Annotated in this window: 11 protein-coding genes and 1 pseudogene; 3 read left to right on the forward strand and 9 right to left on the reverse strand. The window is 65.6% G+C overall.

Features of this window, described 5'->3' with window-relative positions; translation table 11 throughout:
- Window positions 1-43: 43 nt before the first annotated feature.
- The 3 genes from BRC58_10990 to BRC58_11000 all read right to left on the reverse strand — a co-directional run bounded on the left by BRC58_10990 (window position 44) and on the right by BRC58_11000 (window position 2532).
- Window positions 44-730, reverse strand: coding sequence for a 2-hydroxy-3-keto-5-methylthiopentenyl-1-phosphate phosphatase (locus BRC58_10990; protein ID PSP15830.1), 687 nt, complete (start codon window positions 728-730; stop codon window positions 44-46).
- A 9-nt stretch (window positions 731-739) separates the two neighbouring features.
- Window positions 740-1603, reverse strand: coding sequence for a hypothetical protein (locus BRC58_10995; GenBank protein PSP15831.1), 864 nt, complete (start codon window positions 1601-1603; stop codon window positions 740-742).
- A gap of 185 nt (window positions 1604-1788) precedes the next feature.
- On the reverse strand, window positions 1789-2532 hold the full coding sequence (locus BRC58_11000) for a DNA-binding response regulator (protein ID PSP15832.1): 744 nt from the start codon (window positions 2530-2532) through the stop codon (window positions 1789-1791).
- Window positions 2533-2716: 184 nt separating this feature from the next.
- On the opposite strand from BRC58_11000, the gene BRC58_11005 reads away from it, so the two are divergent.
- Complete coding sequence (locus BRC58_11005; GenBank protein PSP15833.1) at window positions 2717-3937, forward strand: hybrid sensor histidine kinase/response regulator; 1221 nt, start codon at window positions 2717-2719, stop codon at window positions 3935-3937.
- Here the strand turns inward: BRC58_11005 and BRC58_11010 are convergent.
- Entirely contained in the window at window positions 3934-4821 is an 888-nt protein-coding gene (locus tag BRC58_11010) for a 16S rRNA (cytosine(1402)-N(4))-methyltransferase (protein PSP15834.1), read from the reverse strand. The two genes, BRC58_11005 and BRC58_11010, sit on opposite strands and share 4 nt — an antisense overlap.
- A gap of 124 nt (window positions 4822-4945) precedes the next feature.
- Between BRC58_11010 and BRC58_11015 the strand changes: the two genes are divergently transcribed.
- Window positions 4946-6130 (forward strand): NADH-quinone oxidoreductase subunit NuoD, encoded by a 1185-nt coding sequence (locus BRC58_11015; GenBank protein PSP15840.1) that lies wholly within the window; start codon window positions 4946-4948, stop codon window positions 6128-6130.
- On the opposite strand, the gene BRC58_11020 is transcribed toward BRC58_11015, so the two are convergent.
- The 5 genes from BRC58_11020 to BRC58_11040 form a co-directional block, all read right to left on the reverse strand.
- Window positions 6108-8402 carry a sodium:calcium exchanger gene (locus BRC58_11020; protein PSP15835.1) on the reverse strand — a complete coding sequence of 765 codons (2295 nt, stop codon included), beginning with the start codon at window positions 8400-8402 and terminating at the stop codon, window positions 6108-6110. The two genes, BRC58_11015 and BRC58_11020, sit on opposite strands and share 23 nt — an antisense overlap.
- Before the next feature lie 36 nt (window positions 8403-8438).
- Complete coding sequence (locus BRC58_11025; GenBank protein ID PSP15841.1) at window positions 8439-10349, reverse strand: sodium:proton antiporter; 1911 nt, start codon at window positions 10347-10349, stop codon at window positions 8439-8441.
- Between the two features lie 134 nt (window positions 10350-10483).
- The gene (locus BRC58_11030) at window positions 10484-11902 is read right to left on the reverse strand and encodes a competence protein ComE (GenBank protein ID PSP15836.1); all 1419 of its coding nucleotides are present in this window, start codon (window positions 11900-11902) and stop codon (window positions 10484-10486) included.
- Window positions 11903-12151: 249 nt separating this feature from the next.
- A complete protein-coding gene (locus BRC58_11035) occupies window positions 12152-13006 on the reverse strand; it encodes a DUF72 domain-containing protein (protein PSP15837.1) in 855 nt (284 codons plus the stop codon).
- A 36-nt stretch (window positions 13007-13042) separates the two neighbouring features.
- Window positions 13043-13390, reverse strand: coding sequence for a hypothetical protein (locus BRC58_11040; protein ID PSP15838.1), 348 nt, complete (start codon window positions 13388-13390; stop codon window positions 13043-13045).
- A gap of 183 nt (window positions 13391-13573) precedes the next feature.
- Here BRC58_11040 and BRC58_11045 point away from each other — a divergent pair.
- A pseudogene (locus BRC58_11045) lies at window positions 13574-14146 on the forward strand (transposase).

The following is a 14146-nucleotide window of genomic DNA, read 5'->3' on the forward strand; positions in this document are numbered from 1 at the left end:
CAATCCTACCGGAACGCACCGCCATCCCCAAACGCACCGGCCCTCAGGCCGCCTCCCACCACTGAGCCAGATAAGCCCTCACCTGGAAAAAGTCGTTCCAGGGCACGTAAGCAACGTTCTCGGCTTGGAGGTAGCGCCCCAGGCGATCGCGGGCAAAGGTCAGATCGGCGGCCCGGGCCATGTTGAGATCCGTCAGCGAGTCGCCGATGGCGATCCGCTCGCGGGCACCGGATTGCGCCATGACCTGCACTTTGGAGACGAGCTCGTCGCCGCCCTCAAAAGCCGAGCGCACCCGCAGGTACTCGCTGCTGGCATTGAGCTCTAGCGCCGAGACGGAAGCCACGCGCTCGAGCAGCGAGCAGTCCCCGCTGCGCTGGCGGCTCAAAACGCGCTCCACCATGCCGCGAAGCCCACCTGAGACCACGTGGAGCGGGATGCCGCGCGCGTCGAGAAAATCCAACAGCTCGCTCAACCCCGGCCTGAGCGGCTGGCTGTCGGCGTGGGCCACCATGGCCGGGTAGTGCCGGCTGGGAATGGCCTCGAGCGCCTGCCGGACGCCCGTTCGCAGCGCGATCCGGCCGGCGTACAGCTCTGGGAGCAAGCGCGCCGATTCGGCCGGCGCAAAAGCTTGCAGCATGACCGAAAACGTATCTTCGGCGGTAATGGTGCCGTCAAAATCGCAAAAGACGGCGCGTTGGAGCGCGGGCTCAGTAGGTGCTTTGGCTGGCATGCGCGGCAGCTATAGCAGCGTGACGATCGCGACGCCCGCAACCATGATGGCAGCCCCCGTGCCGCGCTCGCGCAGCCCTGGCTCGGCCAAAAGCAGGTGGCCCAGCAGGGCCGAGATCAAAATGCTGGTGCGCTTGACGGCGACCACGTGGGCGACCAGCGTTAGCTGCAGCGCCTGCATCAGAAACAGCACCGTCAGGCCTTGGAGGAGGCCCGTGGCGATCGCGATGGGCAGGTGGCGGGCGAGCTGGGCTAGGGGCGCGCGCGAGCGCGCCAGCACGATGGGCGATAGGGCGGCCACGAGCATCACCGAGGTTGTCGCCGCCCAAAACGCCGGCGAGGAGTTGCGCACGCCCACTTTGTTGAGGGTTGACAGCAGGCTCCAGCAAAACGCCACACCCAGCATGAGTTGGGGCCCACGCTGGCGGAACAAGGCCCGAAACGGCGCCAGCACCCCCTGCTGGCGGCGGCTCAAGCTGAGCGCGTAGGAGCCGCTCACAATGCTGGCCATGCCCAGCGCGTCCCAGCTGCTCAAGCGCTCGCCCACAATCAGCGGGGCCGTAGCAAACAAAAACAGCGGCGTAAACGAAACGATGGGGACAGTCAGCGAGAGATCCGATTGCTGCAGGGCCCGAAAGTAGAGCAGGTTGGCCACCACTTGGATGCCCAGGGCCGCAGCCAGCACCAGGCCAAAGTGATCGCCTAGCTCGGGTAACTCGTCCACCAGCAGCGCTGGCAGCAGCACTGGCAGCGCGAACGCGCGCGAGGCCCAAGTGACAACGTAAGCATCCAGATCCTGGAGGCCGCGCTTGCTGGCCAGATCGCGCAGGGACCCGCACACCGCCGTTAGGGCGGCAAACAGCAACCACAGCATGGGCGTTCCGGCGACAGTAACAGCGGCTGCGCGGGGCGCCCTAGCGCAGCCAGGCGGCTATCTGCTGGGCAACGAGCGCGCTGGCAATTGCTAGGCTGAGCGCCAGAACCACCTTACCGCCCGGAACAAGCTGCTGCGCGGCTGGCGGGGCAGCAACCTCGGCGCGCGCGAGGGTGGCGCCCTATTTAGCCGATCAGACCCGATCGCAGGGCGCGGACGGCAGCTTGGGTGCGATCCTCAGCGCAGAGCTTGTTGAGGATGTTGCGCACGTGGGTTTTGACCGTGCCGACCGTAATGTAGAGCTGCTGGGCGATCTCGGCATTGCTGGCCCCATCCACGATCGAGCGCAGCACCTCGAGTTCGCGCTCGGTTAGCGGGTAAGCGGCCTGCGACGGATCGCCAGTGGCGGCCTCGGCATGGGCAGGGGCGGCATTGTCATTTGGGCCAGTGCTCTGGGGGGCATCGCCTCCCTCGCTGGCGCCATCGGCCAATCGGGCATGCGACAGCACAATTTTGGCAATGGCGGGATCGATCCAGGACTCGCCTTCCTGGGTGAGCTTGAGGGCCTCGGTGAGCACATCGAAGTTGATGCTTTTCATGCAGTAAGAGTCCGCTCCGGCCGCAAAAGCGGCCAGGACAGCCTCGCGGCTGTCGTAGAGCGTCAGGATCAGGACTTTGGTGTGCTGGAGCCGCTCGTCGCGCGCTTGTGCTTGCTTGAAACGCCGCGTCAGCTCGATGCCATCGATATCGGGCAAGCCAATGTCAATAATGGCGACATCAGGCCGCTCGGTTTCGATGCAGTGCTGCCCCTGCCGGCCGTCGGCCGCTTCGGCAACCAGCTCGATTCCGCCGCGTCGCTGGAGTGCTGTCCGCAGGCCCACCCGCGTCAGATCGTGGTCTTCGACCAGCACTACCCGCATAGCCCCCATGAGCTGCCCTCCCACGCGCGCAGCGCGCCGAGGCGGCTGCGTTTGCTTGCTGGCGGACTATTTCCCTGAATTATACAGCGACCGCCGCGATCACGCGCTGGCTGCAATTCAGCAGCAGGGTAGAGCCCGGATCCCCCTGCAGGGGACTAGGGTTAAACAGTGGTAAAACGGTGCACCCAGCTCAATGAGCGATCCCCCTAAGCTGCAGGCAGTGCTGCTAGCCATTGCGGATGCCCGGCTTCGGCAGCGCGTGGCCTGCACCTTGGCCGAGCTGATCCAGCCCAGGTGCATCGAGGTCAAGAGCCTGTCAGAGGCACTTGCGGTGCTAGCGCGCGAGCTTGCCATCGAGGTTGCCGTTCTGGATGGCAGCTTGGCGTCAGCCGGGGCGCCGGCGCTAGTCCGTCGCATCCGGGCGCAGAACGACCGCTTGCCTGCCATTGCGCTGGCCGAGAGCGATAGCGCCGTGGCTGAGGCGATCGCGGCGGGGGCCTGCGATGGCTTGACGCCCGAGCGGCTAGGGCCGGCCACCCTGACCCGGGCGCTCCATCAGGCCCACCGCCACCGGCAAGCCCAGCAGCAAATCGAGGCGGCCCACCAACAGCTGCGCGAGAGCGAAGCGCGCTACCGCTCGTTCCTGCAAGGCGCCGCGGATACCGTCTCCCACGAGCTGCGCACGCCCATGAATGCCATCCTCGGGTTCTCCCAGTTGCTGCTGCGCCAGGGCCCTAGCGGGCTAACGCTGCAGCAGCAGCAAATGCTCGAGCGCATCCACAGCAACAGCCAAGCGCTGCTAGCGCTCATTAACGACATTCTCGCGCTCGCGCAATTGGAAGCTGGGCGCCTGCGCCTCGAGCCAGCCCCCTTCGATCTGCGCGAGCTGGCCCGATCCACCGTCGAGGAGCTGCGATCGCTGGCCGAGCAAAAGCAGCTGGCCCTCGTCCTCGAGAGCGAGTTGGCCGATCCCTACACCCGCAACGACCGGCGGCGCGTCCGCCAGTTGCTGACCCATTTGATCGCCAACGCCATCAAGTTCACCCCCATGGGCCGCGTGACGGTCGAGCTGCGCGAGCGCTCGCCCCAAACGCTCGAGCTGGCCGTTCGCGACACCGGAATTGGCCTCAGCGAGCGGCAGCAAGCCCAGGCTTTCGATCGCTTCTGGCAGCGCGATGGAAGCACGACGCGCCACCACGGCGGTACGGGATCGGGCCTGGCCATCGTCCGGGCGCTAGCCGAGCGCATGCAGGGCCAGGTCTGGGTTGAGAGCGCGCCCGGGCAAGGTTCGCGCTTTGGCGTGGTGCTGCCGCGCCGCGTTGGCACTGCCAGCAGCCTTGCGCTACCGCGCGAGACTGGCCCATCCCCCCATGCGGCCGAGCTGCGAGCCCGCGATCCCCAGAATGGGGCTTAGGCTGCCCCGTCTGTCGGCTCGCGCTTGCGCGCGACGCGCAGCTTGGCCGAACGGGCGCGCGGGTTGCGGTCCCGTTCGGCGCTTGCCGGCGTTAAGGGCTTTTTCGTCTCGACGGCTAGGCTGGGGTCGGCCCGCAGCTGGTTCTTGACGCGGCGGTCCTCGAGGCTGTGGAAGCTGACGATCGCCAACCGGGCGCCCGGGCGCAGCCAGCCGCTGGCTCGCTGCAGGAAGGCCTCCAGCGATCGCAGCTCGTCGTTGACGGCAATGCGCAGCGCTTGGAAGCTGCGCGTGGCGGGATGAATGCGATGGTCCCGGCCGGCCCCGCGCGCGATAGCGGCAGCCAGCGCCGTGGTGGTGGCAAACGGTCGCTCGCGAACGATGCGCCGCGCGATGCGCCGCGCCCGCCGCTCTTCGCCGCAGTCGTAGAGCAAATCGGCTAGGGCGCGCTCGCTCCAGCCGTTGACAATGTCGGCGGCCCTCAGTGCCTGCTGCCGGTCCATGCGCATATCCAGCGGGGCTTCGGCCCGGAAGCTAAACCCGCGCTCGGGGGCATCCAACTGGGCCGAGCTCGCCCCCAGATCGGCCACGATGCCGTCAAAGCGGGCTTCGCCCGGATCGAAGGTAGCGAAATTGCCGTGCCAAAAGTGCACTCGCTCCCCGTAGGGCACCAAGCGCGCGCGCGCGGCGGCCAGGGCGCTATCATCGCGATCCAGGGCCGTGAGGTGCCCGTTGGGCGCTACCTCGAGCAGTTGCTGGGCGTGTCCTCCGCTCCCCACAGTGGCATCGAGATAGTGCCCGCCCGCATGCGGGTTGAGGTAGGCCACAACTTCGGCGGCCAGTACGGGAACGTGGCTGGGGGATTGCGAGAGCGCCATGGGCGGCATCCAACGGGGGGCTGCCGGTGCCTAGGATAGGGCGCTGCCGCCGCTGCCGTTGCAGCTGGCGGATGCCAGAATGGAGGTTGCCCCGCCCAGCGCTGGTGGCATCGACGGCGGAGTTGAGTTCCTTATGGCACGCATCGAGACCCGAACCGAGCCCATGGTGCTCAACATGGGCCCCCACCACCCCTCGACGCACGGGGTGCTGCGCCTCATCGTCACGCTCGATGGTGAGGATGTTGTCGATTGCGAGCCTGTCATCGGCTACCTCCATCGCGGCATGGAGAAGATTGCCGAGAACCGCACTAACATCATGTACGTCCCCTACGTCAGCCGCTGGGACTACGCGGCGGGGATGTTCAACGAGGCCGTTACGGTCAATGCCCCCGAGCAACTGGCGGACATTGAGGTCCCGCGGCGGGCCCAATACATCCGCGCCATCATGCTGGAGCTCAACCGCATCGCCAACCACCTCCTGTGGTTGGGCCCGTTCATGGCCGATTTGGGCGTCCAGACGCCCTTTTTCTACATCTTCCGCGAGCGGGAGATGATCTACGACCTGTGGGAAGCGGCCTCCGGGCAGCGGCTGATCAACAACAACTACTTCCGCATTGGCGGGGTGGCAGTGGATCTGCCCTACGGCTGGATCGATAAGTGCATCGATTTTTGCGACTACATCGACGACAAGATTGACGAGTACGGGCGCCTAATTACGGACAACCCCATCTTTCGCCGCCGCGTGGAAGGCGTGGGCACCATCAGCCGCGACGAGGCTATCAACTGGTCTCTATCCGGTCCCACGCTGCGCGCCTCCGGCGTGAACTGGGACTTGCGCAAGGTGGACCACTACGAGTGCTACGATGACTTCGACTGGGAAGTGCAGTGGGAAACCAGCGGCGACTGCCTGGCCCGTTACCTGGTGCGCATCCGCGAGATGCGCGAGTCAGTCAAAATCATCCGCCAGGCCTGCGAAAACATTCCGGGCGGTCCCTACGAAAACCTAGAAGCCCGGCGCATGGCTGAGGGCAAAAAGTCCCAGTGGAACGACTTTGACTACCAATACGTGGCCAAAAAAATCCCGCCCACGTTCAAAATCCCTGAGGGCGAGCACTACGTCCGCTTAGAGAGCGGCAAAGGCGAGCTCGGGATCTTTTTGGTGGGCTACGACAATGTCTTCCCCTGGCGCTGGAAGATCCGCGCGGCCGATTTCAACAACCTGCAAATCCTGCCCCAACTGCTGCAGGGGGTCAAAGTGGCCGACATTGTCGCGATCCTGGGGAGCATCGATATTATTATGGGCTCGGTGGATCGCTAGGCGCTGCCGGCGAGGGCTGCGGCCCTGCGACCCAATCGGCTTGGAACTGGGCCAGTTGCTGGAGGTCGCCGCACAGTAGCAGCCGATCCCCCGCCCGGAGGCGGGCGTCGCCGCCGGGGAAGCGCACGAACTGGTTGCCACGCCGGATGGCCTGACAGTGGAGCGCGTAGCGGCGGCGCAGATCCAGCTCGCCCAGCGCTTGCTCATCTAGAGCGCTCCCCTCGGCTGGCAGTGCGACCCACTGGCAGGTCGGTGCCTCGCTTTGGGGCAACCCCGTCTCGCCGGCTAGCAAGCGCTGGCAAGCTTCGAGCTCCTTGGTTTGGCCCACCACCAGCAGGCGGTCCTGCGGGTGCAGGGCGGTCTGGGCAGTGGGATAATCAATTTCCTGGCCCTGGGCGCGCTGGATGGCCATGATGCTGGCGCCGGTGAGGCGGCGCAGGTCGATGGCATCCAGCGTCATCCCCGCCAGCGGCGAATCGGGCGGCATGGCGATCCACTTGCCGTTCATCTGTTGGGCGGTGGCGCGCAGCTCGCGCGCAACGCGCGCATCGGCTGGTTCCGAGCGTAGGGACTGGTAGCGAGTGGCGCGGATCTGGCGGATTTCTTCCCCAAATTCCGCTGAGTCTACGCCCATCCGCTGCAGCACGTGGGCCGAGAGTTCCAAGCTAGCTTCGAACTCGGGCTGCACCACCTCGCGCGCGCCGAGCTGGTACAGGCTCTCGATATCGCGATCGGTACTGGCCCGCACGACCACATCCAACTCGGGATTGAGCTCCAGGCTGCGCTTGAGGCACAGGCGCGCGCTCATGGCATCCGGCAAGGCGATCGCCATGCTGCGCGCTCGGTCAACGCCAGCTGCCTCCAAAACGGGGATGCTGACCGCGTTGCCGTAGACGTAGGGAAGCTGGCGTTCGCGCAGCCACTGGATGGCGATCTCGGACTGGTCGATAGCAATTGCCGGATAGCCGCGCTTGCACAGCAGGCGCACCAAAATCTTGCCCATGCTGCCGCAGCCGCAAACGACAATGGGGTTGCCCGCGGGCGCGCCGTCCGAGCTAGCGGGGGCGTTCGGCTCCCTCAGATAGGGCTGCAGCCAACGGATGCCCTTCAACCCAGCCAATACCTTGGGCACTAACTGCAGCACCAGCGGCGTCACCAGCAGCGTTACGGCGCTGGTTCCCAGCACCAGCAGATAGACGGGGCGCTCGATCAGCCCCAGCGACAGGCCCTCGCTGGCCAGGACGAACGAAAACTCGCCGATTTGGGCCAGTCCTAAACCAGTCAGGATGGCCGTCCGCCAGCTGTAGCCGAATCCGCGCACCAGCGGGATGCCGATCGCGGCTTTGACCGCGATCGCCAGCGCCACCAAGCCTAGAATGAGCCCGGCATTTTGCCACAGAAACACCGGGTCGATCAGCATGCCCACGGCGGCGAAAAACAGCGCCGAGAACACATCGCGCAGCGGCTCGACGTAGGCCAGGGTTTGGTCGGCGTACTCTACCTCCGAGATGGTCAGCCCTGCCACAAAAGCCCCCATCTCGATGGAGAGCCCCAGATAGTCGGTGAGCAAGGCAACGCTCAAGCACAAGCTCACCACCGCCAGCAGGAACAGCTCGCGGCTCTCGGTTTGGGCCACCAGGCGCAACAGGCGCGGAATGACCCATACCCCAAACGCCACAGCCCCACCGGCAAAGGCAGCCAGCGACAGCAGCGACTTCGCGATCGCCGCTCCCAGTGCCGGCCCCGATGGGGCGATCACCGGCAGGACGGCCAGCATGACTCCCAGCGCCAGATCCTGGACGATCAAAATGCCCAGCATGACCTGGCCGTGCGGGGCATCAGTCTCGTTGCGTGCCATGAGGGTCTTGAGCACCACTGCCGTGGAGGACAGCGACAGGATGGCGCCCAGCAAGATCCCCTGAGCGGGCGAGCTCGCCCAGCCGGCCAGGACGGTTATGCCGGCGGTGACTGCCACCATCAGCCCGATTTGCAAGGCGCCGCCGCCCAGGGCAATGTTGCGAACGCGCTGGAGCTCGGCCAGCGAGAACTCCACCCCCAGCGCAAACAGCAAAAACGCCACTCCCATTTGGGCCAGCGTTTCCACTTGCCCGAGCTCCCGGATCAGACCGATGCCAGTGGGGCCGACGACCGTCCCGCCCAGCAAGTACCCCAGCAGAGCGGGCTGGCGCAGCCGTGCGGCCAGCGTTCCGCCCATGCCGGCAGCAACCAGAACCAGGACGATATCGGCGATGAGGCGAAAGTCTTCTTCCAAGGCGAACGGGAAACAGTTGCGGCTCAGGCAGGCGCGCTAGCGCGATTCAAACGCCTCAGTCGCGTTCGCCGGCACCTCGCTCGCTTGCGGGGCTGCCAACATGGCAAGCTCGCGCATGGGCGGGACTGTTGCCACCAGCGACTGAGCCTCGCCGGCGTGCGCTTGGGCCGCTCGGTCGGCCAGCTGGGACTGAGGCTCGCACAGCGCGCAGACAACCCGGTCGCCGGGCTGCCAAGTTTCGTAGGCGCGCGCCACTTGCAAGCGACCTTGCCGCTCAAGTGCCAGCGGCACGAGCGCCCCCGTGTCGATCGCGGCCTGCAGGTAGGTTTGCTGGTAGCTAAAGCTGGCCACTTGCAGGCTCGCCTCAACCAGCTTAACGTCACCCTGCCGAACGTACTGGTTCCAGGTTTTGAGCGCTAGCTCGGGCGCTAGCGCCTGTTGGAACCGGCTGGGGCTGGTTTCGGGCTCGCCCAGCGCTGACGGAAAGACCCCCAGCACGCGCGGTGGCTCGAACTCCTCTTCAGCGCGATGCGCCAAGACGTAGTTGACCTCGCCGTTGGTGGTCATGGCCAAAAACGTCCCCATGCGATCCAGCCCGGCTTCCTCCAGCGTCTGGGCGTGCATGGCGTTTTTGAAAACCACCTGCAGGTCTTCGCGCTCGGCTTCGCGCACGGCCTGGGCGTTGGTGTCAATGAGGGCGACGGGCTCGCTGCGCTGCCGGAACAAGCGCGCGATCGTCCGGGCCAGCGGATTGGATCCCACAATGACCGCCCCGGTGCGGTCGTGGGCGTTGACCCGCAGCAAGTTGGCGACCCACTGCGCCGTTAGGCCCTGCAGCACCACCGTCACCATGATGGTTAAAAACACCAAGGCCTTGACCGACTCGCCACCGCTGATGCCGTTGTTGGCCAGCACAATGGCAAACAGCGAGGCCACCGACGCCGAGACGATGCCTTTGGGGCCAATCCAGCTAATAAACAGCTTCTGGCGCCAGTTCAGCCCGCTGTTCCAGGTGCAAACCCAGATATTGAGCGGCCGTACCGCCACCATCAACGCCAGTACGGTCAGCAGGCCGCCCCACCCCAGTGCCAGCATTTGCGCCAGCGACAGGTCGGCCGCCAGCAGCACGAACAGCACCGATACCGCCAGCACGGTGAGCTGGTTTTGGAAGCGCCGCAGCAACCGCTGTTGCGGCACGGATGCCGTGCTCAGCACGATGCCGGCGATCGCGGTCGCCATGAGCCCGGCTTCGTCCTCGATGGCCTGGGCGATGCTGTAGAGCCCCCACACCCCAGCCAGCACCACCAAGTTTTTGAGGTTTTCATCCAGGGCAGTGGCGCGCCGCAGGAAGCTGCCCAGGGCCCAGCCGCCTGCCGCGCCCACGGCAGCGCCTACGCCCAGCCGCGCGGCCATCTCGCTCAGCAGCGTTGCCAGATCGGGGTTGTCACTGAGGATGAAGTTGAGGACCAAAAGCGCCAGAATGGCCCCAACTGGGTCGATGAGGACGCCCTCACCCTCCAGCAGCGTGGCGATGGGGCGATCAACGCGCACCTGGCGCAGCAGCGGGGTAATGACGGTAGGACCGGTTACCACCACCAGCGCCGCGTACAAAAACGCCAGGTCCCACGGCAACCCGGCCAAGTAGTGCGCGGCCATGGCTCCACCCAACAGCGAAATGGCCGTGCCGATGGTGACCAAATTGCGCAGGCTGTTGGACAGATGCCCCAAAGCCCGCAGATCCAGCGATAGGCCACCTTCAAACAGAATGATGGCCACCGAGAGCGAGACCAGCGCCTCCAACCCGTCGCCCAGATGGTGCGGCTCGATCAGGCCCAGGCCATCTCGGCCCAGCCCGATGCCAAACAGCAGCAAAAACACGATGCCGGGCACGCGCAGGTAGCGCCCCAACACTTGCGCCCCAACGCCTGCCACGGCAGTGACGGCCATTAGGGTAGTGAGATCCAGATCGACCGGTAGCTTCCAGGCAGTCATGACGGGCAGCAGTGCGGGGGGCTAACGCTCAACTTAAACGAGGGGAGGTCCCCGCGGCCACCCGGGCAGCGGGCGTAGGGGCTACCAGCTCACCTGCCCCGCCAGCTCGCGGGTCGTTGCCGGGCCGATCCCTGAGACCCGCTCCAAATCGGCCAGCGAGTCGAAGGGACGCTTTTGGCGGGCGGCGATGATCCGCTCGGCCAGCACCGGGCCGATGCCGGGTAGCGCGGCCAGCTCGGCTGGGGGGGCGCATTGAGGTTGACGGGCGCTCCAGACGCCGCCGGGCTGGCGGGAGTTTCGAGGCGATCCCAGCGCTGCCGCTGGGCCTGGATGCGATCGCCCACGCGGGCCGGCACGCCCAGCGCAGCCTGGGACCAGAGCCGCTCGAACGCGCGCTGGAAGTGGGCTGTTACCGTTGGGCTCTCGATGGCAATGACGGTTTCGTCGTTGCTGGCGTTCGCCGCAGCCGACCAGTTGTGCGAGCCGGTAAGGACCGTTCGGCCATCGAGAGTGGCGAATTTGTGGTGGAGCTTGTCGCCTGCGGGCAGCCTGGGGACGCCGACGGTCTCGATGGGATCCGACCAGGGGCGATTGCTAGCCTCGTAGCTGCAGTCAGTGGCGAGCGCCACGCCCAGCATGTCCAGCCCTTCGCTGTAGGGCCGAAAGGCAAAGCCCCGGTCGATGAGGGCGCGCACGCGCACGCCCTGCTGGTGCCGCTCGGCTAGGGTATTGGCCAGCCGCTGGGCCGAGAAGACAAACAGGGCCAGATCCGCCGAATGGGTCGCCGCTGCCAACCAGCGGCGGATGAAGCCGTTGCTACTGTTGGCCCAGGGGTCGCTGGGGGAGGTAGGCGAGAAACGCACGCTCACCCGAGCCTCGCCCACCTCGACCGTTGCCGGGGAGCGTGCCGGTTTCTGCAAGCCGAACTGACTGTCAGGCTGACCGCCGGGGCCATCGCCCCACATCAGCTCGAACTCGCGCTCGAAGCGCGCTGCCAGCGCTGGGCTTTGGATCGCCAGCAAATGGTTGGCATTGCCCCGGGTCTGAGGCGCGTCCCAATTGCCGTGAACGCCACTGAGGGTAAGGTTGGCCGAGGTCACCAGCGTGGTTTCGCCGTCAATGACGGCGAACTTGTGATGCATCAGCCCGCTACCGGCCGAGCCGTCGGCCGTGTCGTCGAGTATTGGCACGCCCGCTTGGTGCAGCATGGCAATGGCGTCCCGGCTGGCAACTTCAGCTGAGCTCAGGCGGCCGTTGCCGTCGCGATCGATAAACGCACGTCCCCGCTGGTAGCGCTCGCGGGATCGCTCGTCGAGCTGCGCAGTTTCGCTGGCCGTCAGGCTGCTCCAGGCTCGGCTGTAGGTATCGTCCACAATGACGCGCACCTGCACCCCAGCCTGGTGGCGCTCGATCAGCGCGCGCGTCACGCGGGGCAAGCGGAGCGCTTGCACGGCCACATCCACGCGGGACTGCGCCGAGGCGATGGCCTCAGTAACAGCCTGCTCCAAGTTGTCCCCTGCGCGGCGAATGTCGCGGTAGGGATCGCGGTAGTTGGCCCCTTGGGTGCGATTGCGGTTGAAATAGACCGCGATGCTCTAGCCTGAGGCAGCGGCGGCGGTCGCTCAGAGCCTGACTGCTTGGCGCTGCACCCGCCCAGCAGTGCCAGTAGCACGCCCAGTAGGGCCCAACGCCGCGGCTGCATGGTTTGCTCCTCAAAACCGGCACGCGATCGCGAGCGTTCCCCCATTGCGGCAATCTCAAAACAGGCGAAGCTGCTCGGGCGGTGCCTGGCAGCGCTCCCATGGCAGGGGCGGCACGGGCGCTCCCCAAGCTCCCAACGTGGTATGGAAGCGGCGGGCGTGATGCGGCGAGCGCGCTTCCACCGGACAGTGCATGAACCAATAAACGCGCGTGCCGGCTTGCAGCCAGTCCCGCAGGCGCTGCGCCCATTCGGCCCAAAAGGGTTGGTTGAGCGCCGGTTCGGGATGGCTGATGAAGCGCACCAGGCTAAACGGCGCCGTCACGCTAGGCTGCAGCGGCAGTTGCGGCTTGCGCCGCTCGGCCGCCACTTGCAGGTCGTCGGGACGCTGATAGATGGGCCGCGTATCCAGCAGGACGCGCCCCACGCCAGCCTGTTGCAGCAGCCCGTCCAAAGCACTGGCATGGGGCTCGACGAACCAATCCGGGTGGCGCACCTCAACCGCTAGCGGCACGTCCCGGCCGGGCAGCTGGGCCAGAAACGCTTCCAAATCGGCGCGCGCTTGCGGACTGTAGGCAGGCGGGAGTTGGGCAAAAGTTGGGCCCAGCCGATCGCCGAGGGCCTGCATGCGATCGATGAACTGCCGCGCCCGGTCCAACTGCGGCACCAACCGGCCCGCATGCGTGATGGCCTGCGGGAGCTTGGGACAGAATGCAAACCCTGGCGGCACCTCGCTCGCCCACCGCGCCAGGGTGCGCTGGCTGGGAACGGCATAGAAGGTACTGTTGCCCTCAACGGCGCTCAGGCGCTGGCCGTAGAGCCGCAAAAAATCGCTCGAGCGGCTGCCCGATGGGTATAACGCCCCCACCCATCCCTGGTAGCCCCAAAGGGCGCAGCCCAGATAAAAGCGCATGGGGCTGCTAGCCATGCCGCCTTATAGGCACCGGATTCACGCGCTGGTTCCGCCACCAGCGGATGGGGACGACCCGTTGCCCGTATTGCGCGCCATTTGGGCTGTATTGTCCGCAATGCGAAACGCCACCACCACCGTCTCGAGAACGACGCGCAGGATCAGGATGGAAATAATGAACGTAATGGGCGAGACGATTAGGGCCAATAGCCCGGACTGAAACTCGCTGACAAAGGCATTGATGATGTTGGCCAGCGCGGCCAGCGCCCCCACGACAATCCCCATCGAATAGACAATGCCCACCAGTCGCAGGGTGAGAAATTCGCTAAACGAGGGATCGAACAGGGACTTTAAAAAGTTAAGAACGACGTTGCGACTCGATTCCATGGCAGCAGCCCCACCAACTAACCTGGGGCAATCCTAACGGATCGTGCCTCGGCACCTCGAGCGCGGCCTATCGAATCGGGAGAGCGCGAGAGGGCTGTAGGACCCTACCCTCAGCGCTAGCGGGGTAGGGGGATATGGACCCTCTCGCTCTATGCTAGCTTTTTAGCATGGATTGATGCCTCCATGTTCGTTCTAGAAGCCAAGCTCTACGGCCGCCCCGGTCAGTACCGGGCCATCGATGAGGCCATCCGAACGGCCCAGTTCATCCGCAACAAGGCCCTGCGGTACTGGATGGATAATTGGGGCGTCCAGAAGCGCGACCTCAACAAGCTTTGTCGGACCTTGGCTCAGGAGCATGAGGTTGCCCGCCAGCTCGATGCTCAAGCCCGGCAGGGAGCAGCCGAACCGCCTGGGCTGCTATCTCGCGGTTCTACGACAACTGCCGCAAGCAGGTGCCAGGAGGATACCCGCAGTTCAAAAAGAACGGTTGCTCGGTCACATACAAATAGACCGGGTGGAAGCTCTCGGCCTGTCGCAAATACCTGACTCTGACCGATGGAAAGTACATCGGGCGCCTGAAGCTGCGCTCGGGCTACGACCTGCATCGGTACGACCCGAGCCAAATCAAGCAGGTGCGATTGCTCCGACGCGCCGACAGTTACTACGCGCAGTTTTGTGTGGATGCCGAGCGCCGTATCGAGCTTGAGCCAGCCCATCGCGAGCTGGGGTTGGATGTCGGGCTGGAACACTTCTACA

The sequence above is a fragment of the Cyanobacteria bacterium QS_8_64_29 genome (assembly GCA_003022125.1).
Lineage (GTDB): Bacteria > Cyanobacteriota > Cyanobacteriia > Cyanobacteriales > Rubidibacteraceae > QS-8-64-29.

Excerpts from the sequence above, each read along its gene's own strand:
- BRC58_10990 (PSP15830.1), bottom strand. The coding sequence starts at position 730 with ATGCCAGCCAAAGCACCTACTGAGCCCGCGCTCCAACGCGCCGTCTTT.
- BRC58_11025 (PSP15841.1), bottom strand. The coding sequence starts at position 10,349 with ATGGCCGTCACTGCCGTGGCAGGCGTTGGGGCGCAAGTGTTGGGGCGC.
- BRC58_10995 (PSP15831.1), bottom strand. The coding sequence starts at position 1,603 with ATGCTGTGGTTGCTGTTTGCCGCCCTAACGGCGGTGTGCGGGTCCCTG.
- BRC58_11000 (PSP15832.1), bottom strand. The coding sequence starts at position 2,532 with ATGGGGGCTATGCGGGTAGTGCTGGTCGAAGACCACGATCTGACGCGG.
- BRC58_11040 (PSP15838.1), bottom strand. The coding sequence starts at position 13,390 with ATGGAATCGAGTCGCAACGTCGTTCTTAACTTTTTAAAGTCCCTGTTC.
- BRC58_11005 (PSP15833.1), top strand. The coding sequence starts at position 2,717 with ATGAGCGATCCCCCTAAGCTGCAGGCAGTGCTGCTAGCCATTGCGGAT.
- BRC58_11010 (PSP15834.1), bottom strand. The coding sequence starts at position 4,821 with ATGCCGCCCATGGCGCTCTCGCAATCCCCCAGCCACGTTCCCGTACTG.
- BRC58_11035 (PSP15837.1), bottom strand. The coding sequence starts at position 13,006 with ATGCGCTTTTATCTGGGCTGCGCCCTTTGGGGCTACCAGGGATGGGTG.
- BRC58_11015 (PSP15840.1), top strand. The coding sequence starts at position 4,946 with ATGGCACGCATCGAGACCCGAACCGAGCCCATGGTGCTCAACATGGGC.